This is a genomic window from Rhodococcus sp. 5A-K4, from assembly GCF_046097995.1.
Lineage (GTDB): Bacteria > Actinomycetota > Actinomycetes > Mycobacteriales > Mycobacteriaceae > Rhodococcus_F > Rhodococcus_F erythropolis.
In genome coordinates this window covers 1-19513 of sequence record NZ_JBJURM010000047.1, presented here as the reverse complement: position 1 = coordinate 19513, position 19513 = coordinate 1, and the positions used below count along the sequence as shown (strand labels likewise).

The window sequence follows — 19513 nt, the reverse complement described above, 5'->3', positions numbered from 1 at the left end:
CACGTCAGAAACGAGGCCGACCCGATTACACCGTAGGAGTACCCCGTGAGCACCACCGATCCAGACATCGCCATCATCGAAACGTCGAGCCTCGGCGACCGCAGCTACCTGATCAGCCACGACGGCATCGCCGTCGTGATCGATCCCCAACGTGACATCGACCGCGTCCTGGCACTGGCTACGGAGAAGAACGCCGCGATCACCCACGTACTCGAAACCCACATCCACAACGACTACGTCACCGGCGGACTCGAACTCGCACGCGCCACCGGAGCCGAATACGTTGTGCCCGAGGGTGACCCGGTCGAATTCGAGCGACGGGCAGTGGGGGACGGCGATGTCGTCGACGCGGGATCGGCGACGTTTCAGGTCATGCACACCCCGGGCCATACACATCATCACGTCAGCTACGTACTGCAACTCGGAGACGAACCGATCGCGATCTTCACCGGCGGCTCGATGCTCTACGGATCCACCGGCCGCACCGACCTACTCGGCTCCGAACACACCGACGAGCTCACCCATGCCCAGTTCCACTCGGTCCGTCGAATCGCCGCCGAACTCCCCGCCGACGTCGAGGTCTACCCCACCCACGGATTCGGTAGCTTCTGCTCCGCGACCCCCACCAGCGGCGACTCGTCGACCATCGGTGAACAGCAACAGTCCAATCCCGCGCTGACCCAGGACGAACAAACCTACGTCGACGAGTTGATCGCAGGACTGTCGGCCTACCCCGCGTACTACGCCCACATGGGCGTCATCAACACCGAAGGCCCCGCACCGATCGACCTGTCCACCCCAGAACCCGTCGACCCCGACGAACTACGCCGCCGCATCGACGACGGACAATGGGTCGTCGACCTCCGCGCACGAACCGCCTTCGCTGCCGGACATCTCGACGGCTCCCTCGGCTTCGAGCTGTCGACGACATTCGTCACCTACCTCGGATGGCTCTACCAGTGGGGTGCGCCGCTGACATTGATCGGCGACACCTCCGACCAAATCGACGATGCCACACGAGAGTTGGCACGTATCGGCATCGACCACCCCTCCGGCTCCGCTGTCGGAGAGATTCATTCGCTCGCCACCGACGGGCGCGTACGGTCCTACGAAGTGTCCGACTTCGCCGGACTCGCCGCAGAGGACTCGGACATTGCAGTGCTCGACACCCGTCAACAGTCCGAATACGCGGACGGCCACATCCCCGGTGCGATCAACATTCCCCTCCACGAACTGCCACACCGACTCGCAGAAGTTCCCGACGGCAAAGTGTGGGTGCACTGCGCCTCCGGCTATCGCGCCTCGATCGCGGCCTCACTACTCGACCGGGAACATCGCAGCGTGGTGCTCATCGACGACGACTACAACCGCGCAACAGATCTCGGACTCGACACCTCGAAGACATGACGAAATGCTTCGACGACCGAACGCGACGAGACAGGCGTACCCCCAGGGGGTATATGTTGGTATCATCGGCCGCATGCACTCAGTGAATCGGCACGGTCGACGGGGCACAGCTCCGACGGCAGCTTTACTGATTGCACTGACGGTGTTCGGTGTCCTGTTGATGCATTCGGTGACACCGATGTCGATGCCCGTGACCGGCTCGATGTCCACATCGATGAGCGGCGGCCATGCCTCGTTCGCAGCACCGTCCCACACGGACGCCACGGTTCCGGTGATGACCGGGGAACATGACTGCCCGTCGGGGCACCAGATGATGCATCCCTGCGTCGGCACGACGGTGTCGTGGCCCGCGCTGACGGTCCCGGCGATGAGCGCAGCCCTCGACCTGGCGCCGACATCGGTGAACCGGATCATTGGACGGGCCGACTCCACGCTTGAGCGTGCGCCGCCGTGGACGTTGTGGGAGTTGGACAGATCGGTGACCTTGCGAGTGTGACAGGGAGCCCGGCAGACGCGTGTCTGTCGGCGGATCGAACGACATCCAATTCTCTGCACTACCCACTCTTGCAAGGAGTTTCCTCATGCGTACCAAAGTCATTGCCTCGATCGCTGCTGCCGCCGCGAGCGCGTTCCTCGTCGTCGGCTGTAGCGACAACGCGGCCGATTCGTCGATGGACGGCCATGCGATGGGATCGATGTCCTCGGCACCGATGTCCTCGGCCCAAGCAAGCGCGTCCGCAGAGTTCAACGATGCCGACGTGATGTTCGCGCAGATGATGTATCCGCATCACGCCCAAGCAGTCGAGATGGCCGACATGGCGAACGGCCGCACCGACAACCCGGAGGTGCTGTCGCTGGCATCGGCGATCGCCGGCGCACAGCAGCCCGAGATGGACCAGATGACGGCATGGCTGACCGAGTGGGGCCAGCCCATGCCCGACATGGACAGGGGTGACATGGGTGACATGGGTGACATGGGCGGGATGGACCACAGCTCTGGCAGCGGCATGATGACCGCTCAGGACATGGACGCGTTGATGGCAGCGTCGGGACCGGAATTCGACCGCCAGTGGTTGACGATGATGATCGCCCACCACACCGGTGCCATCGAGATGGCCAACACCGAAATCGCGGACGGTTCCAATCCTGACGCCCTGGAGATGGCACGCGCCATCGTCGCCACTCAGCAGCAGGAAATCGAGACCATGCAGCGGCTGCTCGGCTGACCCGGCCCGCCACACAACGATGGCCGCATCCTCTCCGGCGGAGAGGGTGCGGCCATCAGCGTTTCGCAGTCGTCAGGGCTGCGTTCCCGGTACGAGATCAGCTCTCACAGTGACGGTGTGCGCTGCGACGGAGGGTTGGAACTCCCCTCGTTCACCGCTCCGGTGATGGTGTCGGGTGTGAGGTCGAGTCGACGCAGTAATTGTGCGTTCGCAGCGACGATGATCGTCGACAGCGACATCAGGATCGCGCCGATCGACATCGGCAGCACGAACCCGACCGGCGCGAGCACTCCTGCCGCGAGCGGAACCGAGATGAGGTTGTATCCCGCTGCCCACCAGAGGTTTTGCTTCATCTTTCGGTACGAGGCGCGCGAGAGTTCGATCACCGACAACACCGACCTCGGGTCGTCGCTGGCGAGGATCACTCCGGCCGATGCGATTGCGACGTCGGTGCCGGCCCCGATCGCGATACCGACATCGGCCTGCGCCAGAGCCGGGGCGTCGTTGACTCCGTCGCCGACCATCGCCACCGTACGGCCTTCGCTCTGGAGTTCAGCGACGTTGTGCGACTTGTCTTCCGGTTTCACCCCGGCGAAGTAGCGGTCCACACCGAGCTCGGTGGCGACGGACTTCGCGACGGCGTCGGCATCACCGGTGATCATCACGACCGCGATTCCTCGCGCGTGCAGCGCGTCTACCGCAGTGCGTGACTCGGACCGGATCTCATCGGCGAGCGCGAGGGCACCGATCACGGCCCCGTCGGCGAGGACGTGCAGGATGATCGCCCCGTCCCCGCGCCACCGGTCGGCGACAGCGAGTTCGGATCCGTGTTCCTGCTCGAGCAGTGCCGGCCCGCCGACCTGGATCCGGACGCCGTCGACGTCGGCTGCGACCCCGACGGCGGGGGACGACTGAAAGCCGGCTGCAGCCGGGACCGTCAGGTTCCGCGCGCGTGCGGCCTCGACGATGGCACGGGCGAGTGGATGTTCGGAATCTGCTTCTGCGGCAGCGGCCAGCGCGAGAACGTTGTCGGCGGTGCGCCCGCCGGTCACCTCGACTGCGGTGACGGTGGGTTCACCCTTGGTGAGGGTCCCGGTCTTGTCGAACAGCACGGTGTCCACCGTGCGCATGGTTTCGAGTGCGAGCCGGTCCTTGACCAGAACACCGCCGCGGGCGGCGCGTTCGGTGGCGATGGAGACCACCAGCGGAATCGCCAGTCCGAGTGCGTGCGGGCAGGCGATGACCAGCACGGTGATGGTGCGGATGACGGCGTCGTCGGGCATCCCGACCAGAGTCCACACCGCAGCGGTGATGATCGCGGCACCGAGAGCGAACCAGAACAGCCAGCCAGCGGCGGTGTCGGCGATGCGCTGAGCGCGCGAGGTCGAGTTCTGGGCGTCGGCGACCAGGCGGCCGATGCCGGCGAGGGCGGTGTCCTCCCCTACTGCGGTGACCTGGATGCGGAGACCGGAGTCGGTGGCGACAGTGCCGGCGACGACTTGGTCGCCGTCGCTGCGGCGGACGGTGCGTGATTCGCCGGTGATCATCGATTCGTCCATGCTCGCCGATCCGGAGACGATGGTGCCGTCCGCGGGTACGCGTCCGCCGGGGCGGACGACGACGAGATCACCGAGCTGCAGCTCGGCCGGGGGCACCGGCACCACGTCGTCGCCGTCGACGCGTTCGGCGGTGTCCGGGAGCAGTGCTGCCAACGAGTCCAGGGCGGAGGTGGTCTGAGCGAGGGATCGCATTTCGATCCAGTGCCCGAGCAGCATGATCACGATCAGCAGGGCCAGTTCCCACCAGAAGTCGAGCTGATGATCGAGCAGGCCGAGGCTTGCTCCCATCGACGCGACGAATGCGACGGTGATCGCGAGGGCGATGAGCAGCATCATTCCCGGTGCACGTGAACGGATTTCGCTGACTGCTCCGGAGAGGAACGGGGAACCGCCCCAGGCATACATCACCGTTCCGAGCACCGGGGAGATCCAGGCGATCCACGATGAGTCGGGCAGTGAGTATCCGAGGAGCATCGCGAACATGTTCGAGGCAACGATCACCGGAAGGGCGAGGACCAGCATGATCCAGAACAGACGACGGAACATGCCGACGTGGTCCCCATGACCGGCGTGGCCACCGTGACCGGTATGGCCTTCGTGACCGGTATGGCCTTCGTGTTCCTTCTCGCCATGGCCGGAGTGGGCTGCGCTGTGTTCGGATGCATCGTGGCCCGGCAGCGTGCCCGCTGTCTCGGCTCCGCCAGCGTCGGCATGTGTGTGGTTGTTCATCGCGGGAAATCCTTCTCTCCACCAGGTTCAGCGGTTACGCGGTGCGCGAATCTTTGGGTTGCGGTTCGACTGTGTATCCAGCCTCGCGGACAGCTGCGATGACACCGGCGTGGTCGGGCACGTCAGCACTTGTCACCGTCAGAGTTCCCGCAGCTGCAGATGCCTCGACCGTGTCGACTCCTGCAACGGTGCTTACTTCCTCCCGGACTGCCGCTTCGCAGTGACCGCAGGTCATGCCCGTGACTTTGTAAACCGTGGTGATCATGTCGCGCTCCTCTGGCTGCTTAGATACCCCCTGGGGGTATCTCGATGACATGTCGACCATACCCCCTCCCCGTATGTTTCGGAAGGCCGTTGGCTGCGTCGAGTGGCTTACGAACCTGCGGCGAAGACCAGTCCGTTGGCCGAACTTCGGATCGAGTCATGGTGCGGTGGGGTCTACGTCGAATCGGCCTGGGTGCGCGGTCCTGACATAGCGGACCGCTGTGGTGGTGCCGATACCGAACACGGTCATCAGGGCAACTGGGTCGCCACTGTGGGCGGCCTCGTCGAGGATGCGATCGACACGCAGTTCGCGGGCGGTGATGCCGAGGTCACGGAATGGGCGGGTGATGTAGTGGCGACTGCCCGGCAGTGCGGTAGGCGCAGTTATCCGGGTGATCAGCAAGTACGGATTCGTGCTGGTCGGCCACCGCAGCTGACGGTAGATCAGCCAGTCGCGGAGCACCTCGGCGGTGAACTCGTCCAACCAGAACGTGTGGCGGGTGTGTGGCCGGGTGACGGTTGCTCGTCCTGCCGAACGGTCGAGATGGTCGAGTCGGAAGCCGATGACCTCTTCGATCGTCAGCGCGTGGACCGCGACGAGCGCCAGAATCACCCGGTCATCGGGCCTGGTCAGCTGATCGAAGAGCCCATGTACGCGATCGGATCCTAACGGTCTGAGGATCCTGCGGGTGTACCGACCAGCGACCTCTCGGGCAGGGTCGGCGAAGATGCGACGTTCGCGTTTGAGTCCGCGGAAGAGCGACCTCAGGGCCGTGTGCACGTTGTGTCTCGACTGCCCTGAGTGACGGCTGAGAGCGCGCTCGATGTCGACAGTTTCGACAGATCGCAGGCTTTGGTGTGTCTCAGCCCATTCGTGCAAGACCGGTTGCGCGAAATTGAGATAGAGGGCAATGGTCACTTCCGTCAGCGGTCTGGATTTACGTCGACCGCGGCCGCCCAGCGCAGTGACCCACGCCTGCACGTCGTCGCGGAACTGCGCGGGTGTTTGCTCGATCATCCGTATGGTGCGCTCGGTGTGCCGGGCGGCATTGCGTGCCGCCACCCCATCGGCAGGGTTTCGTTCCGACATCAGTTGGGAGGTGGGACGCGGCGGGCTCCGCGCTTCCTGGTCCCGGTAGCGGGTGCGGCCGGGCCCGACCGATCGCCGATTGCGCGTGCTGGAGCTGCGTCGAGATCCGCGTCGTGAACAGCTTCCGCCAGCATCAGATCACCGACAGTGCAGTTCAACGCCGCACAGATCTTGTCCAGGTCATCGAGTCGGATCGTGATCGGCGCCGAAGACCACAGGGCCGCAGTCTTGCTCAGTGACGGGTGGAAGTCGACCTGCTCGAATGCTTTGAGTAGCTGCGTCGGACGCCAGATGTCGCGTTGCGCCGCGACCATGCGCAGGTTCCATTTCATCTTCTAATTCTCCGTACTCAAGCGCCGCACGGCGCGTTGTGTCGACTCGATGACGGACCGTTCCGGGTCGGCTCCGGCCGACGCCAGATAGCCCACAGTGGTGCTTGCCCATTCGTGGCCGAGCATCTTCTGCACATCCCACAAGGGCATGCCTTGTTGGTAGTTGTGGGTGGCGCAGGCGTGACGCAGCAGATGGGGGTAGAGCTCGCGCACCGGGCCGTTCAGATGAAGGTGCGACGCAGCTTTGAGATTGCGGCGGAAAGTCGAGGGCTGAATCGCGGGTGCAACGGCGAGGTTGAGCGCCGCGACGGCGGTCGGCAAGCGTTCCGATGGCCACAACGGTGCGCCCGCGTCGGTCGGGTCGTCGCTGAACTCGCCCCGGATCTGTTCGAGATACCACCACAGCAGCTCTCTCCCCTCTTCGAAGAGAAACGCTTGCCGTTCGCGTGGACCTGATCCGCGAGCGCCCTTACCCACGACGACGAAGCGGCCCCACTGTCCCGCTTCCCAATGGATGTCGCCGATCTTCACCGCACACAGCTCCGACGCCCGCACACCGGACAAGTACGCAATCTTCGCCATGGTGTAGTCGCGTGCGCTCACGTGGTACTTGCGAGAGCGTGGCAGGGCGTCTCTCCAGTCGGCGAAGAACGCTGTCATCGCTCGTCGAGTGGGAGGAATCCGCAGCGCGAAATCACCCCTGTGTCTCGGCCGGTTGAACGGGTCGACCGGTGACTCGACACCGACGCCGAACGCTCGGAGCAGCTCGCCAGCGTAGCGGTGCTCGAGGAATCGGTAGTAGTTGTCGATCTGAACTGTCTTTTTCCGGATGGTCGCGTGACTGCGTTTGCCGGGACCGGCGAAGTACTGATCGAACTGCTGCTGGGTCAATCGCCATGGCACGCAATCGAAGTAATCGCATATCTCGATCACGGGATACATGATTCTCTGCAGCGTCGCGGGGCTCAGACCCGCCACATCTCTGGCCCATCCGTATTCGACCAGCGTGTTACGGAAGAAGTCGTGTTCGTCGTCCCCTGACGCCGACGCCAGCCGCTGCAGCGATTCGACGTCCGCAAGTTCCCCGCTGCCGACCCGCGCGGCACTCGATGCGCCGTCGGCAGCGATGCGCTGCTGCCGACGAGTAGCGAAATCTGACACGAACAGTGAACTTATGCGAGGAACTCGCAGAATCTACGAGTAACTGATGAAATTTGAGCGACCACGGAATGAAGAAGAATCGTTGCTCTGACCAGGGAACCTGGGCTTACACCGGTTCCTGGCAGCCGATCGAACCCGTGCGGACTCCAGTGGCCAACGTGGGGTCAGCGTTGTCGACGGCGCATCGCGGGTGAAGCTGTTCTCGCGCAACGGAAACGACATATCCGCCTCGTTCCCGGATGTGGCGTCGGCGTTGTCGGATACGACGGCGGGGCGATCGATGATCCTTGACGGTGAGTTGGTGGCCCTGGATTCGGGCGGTCGGCCCGATTTCGGGTTGCTGCAACGCCGAATGCATGTCGCGCGGCCGTCGGCGGCGTTGCTGCGGTCGACCCCGGTGACGTATTTCGTCTTCGATGTCCTCGACGTCGACGGCGAATCGGTCCGGACGCTTCCCTACACGCAGCGCCGTGCGCTGCTCGAGGGTCTCGGCGTGGCAGACGGGCGGCGAGTGCAGGTGCCGCCGACTATGACGGGAATCGACGGCGAGACGTTGATGGGCATTGCCGCCGACAACGGTATCGAGGGGGTCGTGGCGAAGAAGGCTGAGTCGGTGTACCGATCGGGGATCCGGTCGCCGTCGTGGATCAAGGTACCGATCCGGAACACACGCGAAGGCGTGATTTGCGGATGGGTTCCGACGGGCGGCCGCGCTGGCGGGACACTGGCGGCGCTGCTCCTCGGAGCGTACGACGATACCGGTAATGCGTGATAATCAAACGTGTCGAATTCGAGCATCTGCTCCGCCGGTATTGGGGCACTTTGCTTATGGCTTCGCCATACGCCTCCGAAGGGGTGCTACGAATGTGTCCGTTGTGGTCATAATTGTCAGAAGGCATGGGTACAGGTAACCCGCCCCGGCTGTAAGGACGACTGAGACCTTTCTGGGCCATCCCGTCCAGTATCGAGCGTCAAGCTTCGATCCGAGCTGGCCGTGCTCCCGTGCGGCAGCGAGGCATACGAGGGTGCGCTTACGGTTGGAACGGTTGGCGGATGGCGGCAGTCATGCGGTTTCGGAGTCCGACCCCAGCCGTGGAAAGGGCTCGGTAGAGAACACAACCTCTACCGCTACCTCGAAGTACGCGGCGATCCGCAACGCTAGATGCAGGCTCGGACTGTATTCGCCGCGTTCGAGGTAGCCCACGGTCTGATAGTGGACTCCCAGTGCCTCGGCCAACTCCCGCCGCGATAAGCCCCGCTCGGCCCGCAGCATCGCGATCCGGTTGTGGATGATCTCAGAAGGCACGCTGCAGCGCCTTTTCTCGTCGTGCAGCCATGTTCGATCCTGATTCGTGACGCGCCATGCGCCGCAACACTACCGGGGCAATGAGCAGGCCCACGACGGCCCAGATTCCCAGCACCGCAGCCGTCTCGACATGGCGCCAGGACTCGTTGATCTCGATGGCGACTGCGTCCTCGGGCAGCAGCGCCGATCGCATGCCGAGTCCGAGCCAGTACATCGGGAACGACTGGCCGACGGCTTGCAACCAGCCCGGCAACGCAGTGATCGGGTAGAAGATGCCCGAGATGGCGATCAATCCCATCAGCGGCATCGTCAGCAGAAAGGCCGTCCGTGTGTCGAGTACGCTGCCGAGGATCGCGCCGAACGGCAGCACGGCCAGCAGCCCCAGGGCCACCACCCACACGAAGGTCGCCACCGCGCCCGGCCCGGACAGCGAGGAGCCGCCGATGATCACGATGCCCACCCCGAGTACGACGATCACCTGCACGATCACCGACCCGGCGGAGGCCACGATTTTGCCGACGAAGTAGCCGCTCACGCCCCGGGGCACCGCCTTGGCACGCAACAGCGTGCCGTCCTCGCGATCCAGCACCAGCACGTTGAGCAGGGAGTACATGCCGTTGAACGCGATGATGCTCCCGAGCAGACCAGGCACGGCCAGCTCTGCGACGGAGAGCCCGCTGTCTCCGTACATCTTGTTACGCAGCAGGAACAGCACGACAAGCGAGATGGCGGGCGTGAGGAACTGACCGATCAGGTCGGGGCCGTTGGTGTACAGCTGCCGCAGTTCGATTGCGCCGCGGGCGAGACCGGTCCGGATGAGGGTGACGTTCATCGTGTGACCTCCGTGAGGGTGTGGACGGGTTCGGTCGCTTCGCCGGACTCGGCTCGCTTGACCAGGGTCATGTAGGTCTCTTCCAGTGAGGCGCGGCGCACCTCGAGGTCGACGATGCTCTCACCGTGCTGCTTGAACAGTTCGTGCACGTACTTCGTCGACTCGGTGGTGGTGTGGACGAAACGGTGGCCGTCCACGGTCCAGCTCACCTGGGCTTCGCCTGCGATCGACCGGGACAGCTCATCGGGCGAGCCGTCGGCGATGATCCGGCCGCCGGCCAGGATCAGGATTCTGTCGGCCAGGATCTCGGCCTCGTCGAGGTCGTGCGTGGTCAGTAGCACGGTGGTGTCCTCGAGGTCGGCGAGTCGGTGCACCAGATCATGGAAGTCGCGTCGCGCCGCCGGGTCGAAGCCCGCGGTCGGTTCGTCCATGAACAGCAGCTCGGGCCGACCGACGAGGCCGATCGCCGCGTCCAGTTTGCGCCGTTGGCCGCCGGACAGCGTGGAGATCTTGGCGTCGGCCTGCTCGGTGAGGCCGACCAGGTCGATGAGTTCATCGGTGTCCCAGGGACGTTGGACCCGTGCGGTGGAATAGGGGCGGTAGTACGCGCCGAGATGGGCTAGCAGTTCACGTACCCTCCATTTCGCGTGATCGCGCCAGGACTGCAGCACGACGCCGATCCGAGCGCGCCAGTGTTCGTCGCCCTGTTCGGGGTCGGCACCCAGGACCGTGACGCGGCCCGCCGAGCGCCGACGGAAACCCTCCAGGATTTCGATGGTGGTGGTCTTGCCCGCCCCGTTGGGGCCGAGCATGACAAGTACCTCGCCGCGCCGTGCGTGGAATGTCACGTCGCGCAGAACGTCGGTTGTGTCGTACTGCATTCGCAGTCCGTCGACGTCGAGAACTACCCCGTTGTTCGAAGTCATGAGTTCACGCCTTCCAATCGTCAGTGTTCGATAATTTGTAGCATACGTACTATCGTTTGAGGTGGCAATGCTGCATAGAGTTGCAGCACTCGACCGCCGACAAAAGGAACCTGCCTGGCAAACGTGCACTCACCCACGGACAACTTCGCAGCGAACTCATCCGCTCGTCGAGGGCACCGTCCGCCGGGCAAAGACCCCATGTCAGATACCGAGGACGGGCGGTGAGCCTCTGGGGAACTGACTTCCCTGGTAGCGCGTGAAAGCGCCAGGAGTTCTGCAGGCTGGTTGGTTTCGACGTCGACCCAGCGGCCGACGAGGGGTTAGTCGCCGACTCCGTTCATGCGTTATCCGGGCGACCGAACAGCGCGCTCTCAGCATGCGAGCCGATCGGCTCAACCACGGCCTTCGTGGGTCGTCCGTGGCTGTTGCGCCTAGAAAGAACACATCGCAGCAGACCCGCTGGCCTTCGTCGTGTTGGGGCAGCGAGTAGATTTCACGGGCTACCGGGAGGAGCCGTCAACGAGGACCGTGAAAGTAGCCCACCCGCGTATTATCAAGGCAGCGTGCCGATTTCGAGATCCGGCGCCCAGGCGTGAACGACCCAGATTCCAGGGGGAACCGATGGTATCTGTCAAACAGATCCAGATCACCTTTCATTGCGCAGATCCTGAGCACCTCGCCCGTTCTAGGCCGATGCGCACGATTGGTCGAGTTCGGTGCGGTGCGTGTGCGACTACTGCGCGCTGACGAAAATTACGAGCAGCGCCTCGTGATGCAAGACGTCGAGGGTAATTAGTTCTGTCTCGACTGAGTGGACGCGCATGTGACCCCACTGGTGTCCACTGGTGACGGCAGTTTTCGGTTGAACGGCTCTATCTCGCAGGAAGGTCGAGAGTCGAGTGTCGTGGTCAGGGATTTGCTTGTTCGCTCGAAGGTCGATGCCTTCTGGCGATGTCGGCGGCGTAGGCGCCGTTTTGGCCGACTTCGGTGACCCAGCCCTGGGCGGTGGCTACTTCGATGCCGAGAAGTGCGGCGAGTACCGCCGCCGGCATCTGCGCGGCGAGGTCCATCAACGCTGCAGTACGCGCGGGCTGAGCTGAAATACCTACACGGTTGAAACGGATATTGAGGTTTTGGCTGCTCATCGGGCTTCCTGCGCGTACACCCGGGAACAGCCAATCGTGATCGCTTGTTTGGGCGAGTGCGGCGCGTCCGCGGTATCTGTTGACGACCAGGTCGAGTGCCAACTGACCTATCAACGTGGGGAGGACGACGGGTTCGGTTCCAAGCGCAAGACTGACGGCGCGGTTGTCGATGCGTTGAGTGATGGCATCGGTGCGCAGTGTGACTATGCGCCTTGATGGTTGAGCGAAAAGCAACAGCAGCAGCCCTGCGAACCGGTCACAGCGGTCGATGCTGGTGTCGTGCAGTAGCCGGCGAGCGTGCTTCCAGCGTTCGTCGTCGGTCATGGTGCCGGAGCCGTGGTGACGAGGACGAGGTGCGAGGAGCAGACCGCGTCGAAAGTGCCGGCGTGCGGTAGCCCACTGGAAGAAATCACGAGCACGATGCGCCTGAGTGTTCGACATTTGCCAGCGGTCGAGGTCGTGCTGGTCCGCTTCCTCGGGTTGTCGGCCGTGCCGGCGCAAGTACTTCAGAAGATCCGCCGCGATCGACAATTGACGCCGGGCATAGGTAGCTTGTGGTCGGGTGAGCGGTCGACGTGCTTTCGTCCGGAGTTTGTGTAACAACCGCCAGGTGACGTAGCTGCGCAGCAACTTTCGATCTTCCTCGTCGTCGATGTCGGCGAGGAAACGGTGAAATTGTTCCTCGAGGGTGTGGAGGATCTCGTCGCGCGGTGCGAGTGCACCGGCGCAGACCAAAGCGTCCCGTAACGGACGTGTATGCGGCAAATTGCGATACTCGTCGAGCATTTGGTGAGTGACGGGGCGGCCGGTCTCGCGAAGCTGGCCCAACAGCTGAGAGCCACCCCCCTCGAGATAGGTGAGTGTGCTCTCAAGCGATGAACGAGCGAGCGCGTCGTATACGGGCTGGAGTCTAGGAATGATGTTCGTGTCATCCCCGAGCGTGTTCCGCAGCTGAGCGATGCAGGCACACCCCCTGCACAGGCCGAAATGATGGAGATGCTCCAGTTTTCCGCACTGTTGGCAGGGTTTGAAGGAGTCGGGGTGTCTGCGATAGCACGCCTTGCATCGTGGGCCGTCGGGTAGCCATGCGCGGACGGTCATCTTCCGATGGCAGCTGTGGCACAACGCTTTCGGTAGGCCGCAGTTGTTGCAGACGGGTGCGCCGTCGGCGGTGCGGGTGCGCACGATACGAATCTGGTTGCAGACCGAGCAGGGCTCGCGGCGGAGCAGTTTGCTCGAGCACGGCTCGCAGCGCGGCGTTGCGGTGTCGGCGAAATAGCATTCTTTGAGTTTCCCGCAGAACGCGCAGATGGTTATGGGTGATCGCTGACAGCGGCGACAGCGCGGTTGCTGGCCCGCAAGCCGATACAACCGTGCGCGTTCCCCGCACCCCGGGCACGTATCCTGGTTTTCGGGCTGGTGGTTGTGGCAGCTTCGGCAAATCGGTGCGCCCGAGGCGTTCCTGCTGGCGGCAGGGCGGGCGGCTCCGCACCCTGCACAGACTTGGGCGTGATGCTGCTCGTAGCAACGGCGGCACGAACGGAGCCGTTCGCGCACCGTGGTCAGTTCGACTGCACGGTTGCAGAACGGGCAGGGCGGCATGACGAACCCGCCGATTGCTGCGTTGACGAGTGCGCGGAGTAGACCGGTGGTTGCCGCTGTGGCGTGTGCTGCTTCAGTCGTCAGCCGCAGTGGATGCTCCGCGAGTTCGTCTGCGATTCGTCTCTGATTGCCTGCCTTGGGAAGCTCACGTTCGACGATCTCGCGGAGGAGGCCTGTGTCGACGTCTGCGTTGATGATCGTGATCTGGTTGACGAGCCGATTCAGTTGATCGACTTCCGATATCCGGCGCTCACACGAAGCGCAGAGTGGTCGTCCTTCCCAGTCTCGGTAGCGAGTGAGCGTTGATTCCCCACAGGACGTGCAGGATTCGATGCGTTTGCGTTCTCGGGTGTAGCAACTTCCGCAGATCCGTAGCGGTCCCTGCCGATTCGTCAGATCGACGTCGCGATGGCACACGCCGCACAGGGGGAGTTCGATGCCCGTTGATCCGTGGCCCTGCAGCGCTTTGATCAGTCGATCCATGGCGGGTGGGCCCAGCGGTTGTCGGTCTGTCAGCAACTCCGGATTCTCGAACAGTGCTTGCGCCAGCCGACGCTTGACGGTGATCGAGGGTGCCGCCTCAGCGAGTGCTGCTGACAACACCGAAGCCGCGAGTGTGGGGTCGGCACGTTGCACCGCGGCGTGGATGATCGACAGCGGATCGTCCAGCACCGCTGCGGCGTACCCAGAGACTGTCCGGCTCCCCATCAGGGCTCTTTTGTGCCGATGATGCGGGCACGTTTGGGGCGGTGGTCACCGACAGACCCGGTTTCGTTGGCGCCGGCGGCTTTACGTCGTCTGGCCGTGGCGGTGACCGGCTCGATCAGGTCTTCCATCCGGCAGTCCAGAATGTCCATCAAGGCAACCAGTGTGTTCAGGCTCAACCGTTCGGGCCGTTCGACGACCAGTCGATAGACCTGACTGGTCGACAGGGCAACGCCGCGGTCGGCGAGTAGTGGCTTGAGGTCGCTGGTGGAGAACATACCGCGGGTGGCCATGAGCGTTCGCAGGTGCCAGCGGTAGTCGAGTTTGCTGTTCAATCCATCCACTCCTCGTCTGCGGAGAGTCCCCGCTCCAATGTTCGTCGCATCATCGTGTTCATGAAGTCTCCACTGACTGCGGTGTAGATCGCCGTGGTGGACGCAAACCGATGACCGACCTGTTCCTGCACGAACTTCGGATCCGCGCCGTCTTCGATCAGGTGCGTCACGTAACTGTGTCGGAGGCAGTGCGGGACCAACGTGCTCGGTAGATCAAGGGCATCGCGATAGTCGGCGAATCGCGAATCGATCTCCCGCGGTTGGAGCCGGGTGCCGCGTTCGGTCATGAACAGCGGTCCATCCGCTCGGTCTGTGAATCGAGGGCGGATGTTGGCCACGTAGTCTTGCAAAGCTTCTACTGCCCAGGGCATTACGCTCGCCACCATTCGCCGTTTGGGCGGCGAACCTCGACTGGCTTTGCCCCATCGAACATGCAATTGCCCGAAGCTGCCCAACTCCGGGGCAGACGGGCTTCGATAGCAGTCGGTGGTGTCGAGTCGAGAGACCTCCCGAGCGCGCAGACCCCAGCCATACGCCACTTTCAGCACCGTCGCGTCACGGTAAGCGGTCAACGCGCCTTTTCGGCCACGCCTCACCGCCAACCCCACCCTCTCGTCGGCGTAGTCCAGGAGTTGTTGCAATTCAGTGCGATTCAACGGGCGACGGTCCGGATCGCCCTCGTAGTCGACCAGGTGACCCACCGTGTTCCACTCGTGGCAGATCTGTACAGGATGAGTACCGAACCGGTTTTCGCACTCTTCCGGCCACTTGTAATGCGGCGAGATCAGATAGGTGCAGAAGTCTCTCACCGCGCCTTGATAGTTCCGCAGCGTCGACTTCTTACGCTGTCGAGCGCCGACCAACTCCGCCATCCACTCGTCGAAATGGGCAGCAGTCCACAACCATGGATACTCGTCAGTGAAGGCCAAAAAACGGTTCACAGTCCCCAGATAAGCGCGGACCGTCCGCTGGGCCATCCGCCGTCCCCCGAGCAATTGCTGCTCCCAGCCTCTGAGCATCGCGCCGAGAACGGCATCTTCGGGATGCAGCAGCGAGACGCCTTCGACGAGTTCGAGCCGCGCAGAACCGGGCAACTCACGATACTGGTCAGCCACCGCTGCCCCGCCTCCTTCTAGTGCACGTATATTGCGTTAGATGCAATATAGAGCCGGGAAGGCCTGATCAGCAAGGTGCGATACACTCGCGTTGTCGTTCAAAGCGCCCCGGATTTCGCCAGGGAGAATCCTCGAATCGCGTGCATCCGATGCAACTCCACAGGGTTTTCGGGGGGCCTCAGATATATCGGAAACGTTGGTACGGGCCTGACCGATCGACAGCGCCGCGAACTGCGCGACAAGCTCACCGAGCTCGAACAATCGATCAGTCCGTTCACCGTCGAGCCGCCGAGGGCTGTCACTCGCAATGCTTCTTGGTCAAGACCTGTCCTGGTCTGTGACGTGGAATACCGCGAGTACACCGGCGGCAGCCTTCGGCACCCATCCTTTCGAGGGCTGCGCAACGACAAAACCGCCTATGAAGTCAAGGTGCCATTATTCGAAGCGGATAAACTAGCGCCAAAATTGTGGCTGCCATTTGCCCAGCAAACTCGCGCATTTGAGAACGACGTCGACCGCCCAGGAACGGCGGATTCAAGTGTCGCCGAAGTAGACGAATCAATGTTGCAGCGGATGCAACATTAACCCTGGAGCAATTCTCTCGGCGACGTCCGCGCCTGCATGATCGACCCGAATTCGCTATTAGGCAGCAGGTTCGGGTTCTGGTTCGAGATCCGTTGTGGAAGCGAGATGAGGTTCCGCCTCCGCAGATGCTGCTCACGGCTGGTCGTCAGGAGCGAGCCTCCGGATCGTTGTCCTCGAATCCGAGGTACAGGATGTCGCGGTCAGTCGATCGTTCTCCCTTCGGAAAGTGTCGAGTTCGCCGCCGTTTACGGGCCAGCGCACCGAGATCGAGGAGGGTCTCGGTCATGGTGACGCCGAGATTACGGGCGATATGGTCGTAACACGTCCTCCCCTGTCGTAGTGCGTGTGCCCAGTTCCTTGGCGCAGGCTGGTAATTGTGTACGGGGTTGCAAGCAAGGCAAGGGATTCGAGCGCGGTGGTGACCTCCGGTCCGGCGAGAGCGTAGTACCGATGGCGGCCGGTGACGATTGCTCGAAGTAGGTTGCCTGCCATCATTTTCTTCAGGTGTTCGGCCGTCGATGAGGCGCAGATCCCGGCTTCGGCGGCCAATACACTCACAGGTAAGGCCCTGCCGTCCACCAAAGATGTCAGGATTCGTGCGTGGGATCAGTGGTCAACTCGGTGATTCCATTGGCCACAGTTGAGGTAGTTTCTGCGTGTCGATCGGAGGGCCTCATGCCTGACGCGTCTCGTGTGTTGCTTGTACTAATCGCGTCAGCTTGACTGCGCATACCTTGTACTCGGGTTGACGGGAGACGTCATCGATCGCGTCATTGGTAACGTCGTTGATACAGAGGTTCTCTCCGAAAACGTCATTCCAATGGAATGGTGCGAAGCAATGTCCCTGCTGTACCCGGTCGGTGAGGACGGCAGGCAAGACCGCTCGCCCACGGCGCGACGTGATCTCGACCAGGTCTCGTTCGGCGATTCCGAGTGAAATGCCGTCCTTGTCGTGTATTTCGACGAATGGCTCAGGATTCAGTCGATTCAACTTTGCGACTTTCCCGGTCTTCGTCATCGTGTGCCATTGGTGCGGGAGTCGGCCGGTGTTGAGTAAGAACGGGAAATCCCGGTCCGGCATTTCGCTGGGTAGCGCGTGCGGGCGTGGGAAGAATGAAGCGCGGCCGGTAGCCGTAGGAAACGCGAGACGAGGGATACTGCCGTCAGCCCGGACCAGTAGCCGTTGGCTGACACCATCGTTGAGATACCGGATCGGATTGCGGTGCCGCTCGCTTCCTGGCGGGGAAGGCCACTGGACCGACCTCTGGCGCAGTTGGGCGTAGGAGATACCTCGAAGGTCATATCCGGTGGCGGGATTTGCGAACAGTTTGATCTCCTCGAAGATTTCCTCCGCGCTGTGATAAGTGAAAGCGTTCTCGTAGCCCATTGCGCACGCAACTCGGGCGATAATCTGCCAGTCGGGGATTGATTGCCCGACCGGTTCAAGCGCTTGTTGGAACAAGGTCACATTGCGTTCCGAATTGACCATTATGCCGTCTGATTCGGTCCAAAGTGCAGCTGGCAGAAGCGTATCCGCGTATACATTGGTCTCGGTGTCCAGAAAGGCATCCTGGACGACGACTAGTTCTGCCGCGTTCAGTGCGGCGATGACTGTCTTGCGATTCGCAACTGACGCAACTGGGTTGGTACCGATAATCCAGCAGGCCTTGATTTCACCTTTGGACACACGATCGAACATGTCGATGACACCACCACCACCGTCTGTTCGCAGCGAGCCCTGCGGGATCGTCCATACGGTCTCTACGAACGTACGGTCACCGTCAACTGTCATTGTCCGTTGGCCGGGCAGTCCTGGGCCCGTGTATCCCATTTCACGTCCGCCCATGGCGTTCGGTTGGCCGGTGAGTGAGAGAGGACCACTACCCGTCCTACAGATTGCGCCAGTGGCGAGGTGCAGGTTGCACACTGCGTTCGTGTTCCATGTTCCATGGGTGCTCTGATTCAAACCCATTGTCCAGCAACTCATCCAATTTCTGGATTCGCCGATCCACTGTGCTGCGGTACGGACATCCGACTCGGCAATACCAGTTATCGCGCTGACCTTCTCCGCTGTGAAGTCCAAGAGAAACTGGGGCATGATGCTCCACCCATCAGTGAATTCGGCGATGAACTCCGAGTCCACGTGACCGTTTTCGACAATCAAGTGCAATAATCCGTTGAGTAGGGCCAGATCGGTCCCTGGTGTGATCTGCAGAAATAGGTCAGCCTTGTCGGCTGTGGCATTGCGCCGAGGGTCTACTACGATCAGCTTTGCACCTGACTTCACCCTGTCCATCATTCGGAGAAACAGAATTGGATGGCAGTCGGCCATATTCGACCCGATGACGAGGAACACGTCGGCGTGGGCGAAATCTTCGTACGAGCCGGGTGGTCCATCGGCTCCCAGAGACTGCTTGTACCCTGCGCTCGCACTGGCCATACACAGCCGCGAGTTCGATTCGATTTGATTCGTTCGGATGAATCCTTTGGCCAGCTTGTTCGACAGGTACTGAGCTTCGAGCGACATCTGCCCGGATACGTACAGTGCGACGGCGTCGGGACCGTGTTCGTCGATGATCGTTCGCAATCGTCGAGCTGTGTCGGTGATGGCAGTCTCGATATCTGTTACTTCGAGCGCTTCGGTCGAACTTGAGCGGAGGTAGGCAGACTCCATCCGTCCCGGGCTTGCCAACATGTCGACGGTAGTAATTCCCTTGGCGCACATCCGCCCGAAATTCGCCGGGTGCTCCTTCATCCCAAATGAACGCACCGCTTTCTTCCGCCCGTTCTCAGAGTCAGTGGCGATTTCGAGGACCAATCCACATCCGACACCGCAGTAGGCGCACAGCGTATCCACAGTGTTGGCTCGAGAGGAACGGGTATTACCTCCGACCATTACTTCTGTCTCCTTCTGCCTACGGCCACAACGTGCCGATATTGGTTGTAGAACGACCTTTCAGTCGTCGTTCGAGATGGAAACAATCGACCGAGTGCGTGGACTTCACGGTGAGACGAGAGCGTCCAGTTGTCCCCGTTTCGGCGCAGAATTCTTTACCAACAGATCGCCGGAGATGGTGGTACTCATGCCGTGACCGAAACCTTCACATCGTCGACGTCGGTGGTGAGCGTGGACGGTTGACGCAGGAAGACGAACCAGGTGACTGCGATGCAGGCGATGTAGAAGGCCAGGAACA

General features: G+C 62.3%; 17 protein-coding genes and 1 pseudogene. 5 read left to right on the top strand and 13 right to left on the bottom strand.

The features are described from left to right. Positions 1-45: 45 nt before the first annotated feature. From ACKAMS_RS32415 to ACKAMS_RS32405, 3 genes are all read left to right on the top strand, one after another. On the top strand, positions 46-1407 hold the full coding sequence (locus ACKAMS_RS32415) for an MBL fold metallo-hydrolase (protein WP_408990039.1): 1362 nt from the start codon (positions 46-48) through the stop codon (positions 1405-1407). Between the two features lie 73 nt (positions 1408-1480). Beyond that, complete coding sequence (locus ACKAMS_RS32410; protein ID WP_027494146.1) at positions 1481-1903, top strand: DUF6153 family protein; 423 nt, start codon at positions 1481-1483, stop codon at positions 1901-1903. Positions 1904-1988: 85 nt separating this feature from the next. Beyond that, positions 1989-2633 (top strand): DUF305 domain-containing protein, encoded by a 645-nt coding sequence (locus tag ACKAMS_RS32405; protein WP_372581622.1) that lies wholly within the window; start codon positions 1989-1991, stop codon positions 2631-2633. A gap of 104 nt (positions 2634-2737) precedes the next feature. On the opposite strand, the gene ACKAMS_RS32400 is transcribed toward ACKAMS_RS32405, so the two are convergent. The 5 genes from ACKAMS_RS32400 to ACKAMS_RS32380 all read right to left on the bottom strand — a co-directional run bounded on the left by ACKAMS_RS32400 (position 2738) and on the right by ACKAMS_RS32380 (position 7768). Further along, complete coding sequence (locus ACKAMS_RS32400) at positions 2738-4921, bottom strand: heavy metal translocating P-type ATPase (protein ID WP_027494144.1); 2184 nt, start codon at positions 4919-4921, stop codon at positions 2738-2740. A gap of 34 nt (positions 4922-4955) precedes the next feature. Then, a complete protein-coding gene (locus tag ACKAMS_RS32395) occupies positions 4956-5186 on the bottom strand; it encodes a heavy-metal-associated domain-containing protein (protein WP_027494143.1) in 231 nt (76 codons plus the stop codon). A 156-nt stretch (positions 5187-5342) separates the two neighbouring features. Then, on the bottom strand, positions 5343-6275 hold the full coding sequence (locus ACKAMS_RS32390) for an integrase (RefSeq protein ID WP_372581621.1): 933 nt from the start codon (positions 6273-6275) through the stop codon (positions 5343-5345). Beyond that, positions 6275-6607 carry a helix-turn-helix transcriptional regulator gene (locus ACKAMS_RS32385; protein ID WP_027494142.1) on the bottom strand — a complete coding sequence of 111 codons (333 nt, stop codon included), beginning with the start codon at positions 6605-6607 and terminating at the stop codon, positions 6275-6277. The genes ACKAMS_RS32390 and ACKAMS_RS32385 overlap by 1 nt, the downstream gene beginning before the upstream one ends. Before the next feature lie 3 nt (positions 6608-6610). After that, positions 6611-7768, bottom strand: a complete 1158-nt coding sequence (locus ACKAMS_RS32380; protein WP_202595033.1) for a site-specific integrase — start codon at positions 7766-7768, stop codon at positions 6611-6613. A 100-nt stretch (positions 7769-7868) separates the two neighbouring features. On the opposite strand from ACKAMS_RS32380, the gene ACKAMS_RS32375 reads away from it, so the two are divergent. After that, positions 7869-8540 carry an RNA ligase family protein gene (locus tag ACKAMS_RS32375; RefSeq protein ID WP_372581643.1) on the top strand — a complete coding sequence of 224 codons (672 nt, stop codon included), beginning with the start codon at positions 7869-7871 and terminating at the stop codon, positions 8538-8540. Positions 8541-8831: 291 nt separating this feature from the next. On the opposite strand, the gene ACKAMS_RS32370 is transcribed toward ACKAMS_RS32375, so the two are convergent. The 6 genes from ACKAMS_RS32370 to ACKAMS_RS32345 all read right to left on the bottom strand — a co-directional run bounded on the left by ACKAMS_RS32370 (position 8832) and on the right by ACKAMS_RS32345 (position 15638). Beyond that, on the bottom strand, positions 8832-9074 hold the full coding sequence (locus ACKAMS_RS32370) for a helix-turn-helix transcriptional regulator (protein ID WP_054781831.1): 243 nt from the start codon (positions 9072-9074) through the stop codon (positions 8832-8834). Continuing rightward, positions 9064-9906, bottom strand: a complete 843-nt coding sequence (locus ACKAMS_RS32365; RefSeq protein WP_054781832.1) for an ABC transporter permease — start codon at positions 9904-9906, stop codon at positions 9064-9066. The genes ACKAMS_RS32370 and ACKAMS_RS32365 overlap by 11 nt, the downstream gene beginning before the upstream one ends. After that, positions 9903-10832: an ABC transporter ATP-binding protein gene (locus ACKAMS_RS32360; protein ID WP_234552617.1), complete on the bottom strand. Its 930-nt coding sequence runs from the start codon at positions 10830-10832 to the stop codon at positions 9903-9905. Before ACKAMS_RS32360 ends, ACKAMS_RS32365 begins: the two co-directional genes overlap by 4 nt. A gap of 908 nt (positions 10833-11740) precedes the next feature. Beyond that, a complete protein-coding gene (locus ACKAMS_RS32355) occupies positions 11741-14287 on the bottom strand; it encodes a hypothetical protein (RefSeq protein ID WP_408990038.1) in 2547 nt (848 codons plus the stop codon). Further along, the gene (locus ACKAMS_RS32350) at positions 14287-14619 is read right to left on the bottom strand and encodes a helix-turn-helix transcriptional regulator (protein WP_083954782.1); all 333 of its coding nucleotides are present in this window, start codon (positions 14617-14619) and stop codon (positions 14287-14289) included. Before ACKAMS_RS32350 ends, ACKAMS_RS32355 begins: the two co-directional genes overlap by 1 nt. After that, a complete protein-coding gene (locus ACKAMS_RS32345; protein ID WP_083954781.1) occupies positions 14616-15638 on the bottom strand; it encodes a tyrosine-type recombinase/integrase in 1023 nt (340 codons plus the stop codon). The genes ACKAMS_RS32350 and ACKAMS_RS32345 overlap by 4 nt, the downstream gene beginning before the upstream one ends. Positions 15639-15809: 171 nt before the next feature. On the opposite strand from ACKAMS_RS32345, the gene ACKAMS_RS32340 reads away from it, so the two are divergent. Next, positions 15810-16319: a hypothetical protein gene (locus ACKAMS_RS32340; protein WP_372581683.1), complete on the top strand. Its 510-nt coding sequence runs from the start codon at positions 15810-15812 to the stop codon at positions 16317-16319. A gap of 145 nt (positions 16320-16464) precedes the next feature. On the opposite strand, the gene ACKAMS_RS32335 is transcribed toward ACKAMS_RS32340, so the two are convergent. Beyond that, positions 16465-16605: a hypothetical protein gene (locus ACKAMS_RS32335; RefSeq protein ID WP_372581682.1), complete on the bottom strand. Its 141-nt coding sequence runs from the start codon at positions 16603-16605 to the stop codon at positions 16465-16467. A 420-nt stretch (positions 16606-17025) separates the two neighbouring features. Next, a pseudogene (locus ACKAMS_RS32330) lies at positions 17026-19215 on the bottom strand (molybdopterin oxidoreductase family protein); the annotation flags it as partial. Between the last annotated feature and the right edge of the window lie 298 nt (positions 19216-19513).

What these genes read in the sequence shown, in the direction of transcription:
- ACKAMS_RS32345 (WP_083954781.1), bottom strand. Translation starts at nt 15,638, where the DNA reads ATGCTCAGAGGCTGGGAGCAGCAATTGCTCGGGGGACGGCGGATGGCC.
- ACKAMS_RS32355 (WP_408990038.1), bottom strand. Translation starts at nt 14,287, where the DNA reads ATGGGGAGCCGGACAGTCTCTGGGTACGCCGCAGCGGTGCTGGACGAT.
- ACKAMS_RS32405 (WP_372581622.1), top strand. Translation starts at nt 1,989, where the DNA reads ATGCGTACCAAAGTCATTGCCTCGATCGCTGCTGCCGCCGCGAGCGCG.
- ACKAMS_RS32400 (WP_027494144.1), bottom strand. Translation starts at nt 4,921, where the DNA reads ATGAACAACCACACACATGCCGACGCTGGCGGAGCCGAGACAGCGGGC.
- ACKAMS_RS32360 (WP_234552617.1), bottom strand. Translation starts at nt 10,832, where the DNA reads ATGACTTCGAACAACGGGGTAGTTCTCGACGTCGACGGACTGCGAATG.
- ACKAMS_RS32365 (WP_054781832.1), bottom strand. Translation starts at nt 9,906, where the DNA reads ATGAACGTCACCCTCATCCGGACCGGTCTCGCCCGCGGCGCAATCGAA.
- ACKAMS_RS32335 (WP_372581682.1), bottom strand. Translation starts at nt 16,605, where the DNA reads ATGACCGAGACCCTCCTCGATCTCGGTGCGCTGGCCCGTAAACGGCGG.
- ACKAMS_RS32410 (WP_027494146.1), top strand. Translation starts at nt 1,481, where the DNA reads ATGCACTCAGTGAATCGGCACGGTCGACGGGGCACAGCTCCGACGGCA.
- ACKAMS_RS32395 (WP_027494143.1), bottom strand. Translation starts at nt 5,186, where the DNA reads ATGATCACCACGGTTTACAAAGTCACGGGCATGACCTGCGGTCACTGC.
- ACKAMS_RS32390 (WP_372581621.1), bottom strand. Translation starts at nt 6,275, where the DNA reads ATGTCGGAACGAAACCCTGCCGATGGGGTGGCGGCACGCAATGCCGCC.
- ACKAMS_RS32385 (WP_027494142.1), bottom strand. Translation starts at nt 6,607, where the DNA reads ATGAAATGGAACCTGCGCATGGTCGCGGCGCAACGCGACATCTGGCGT.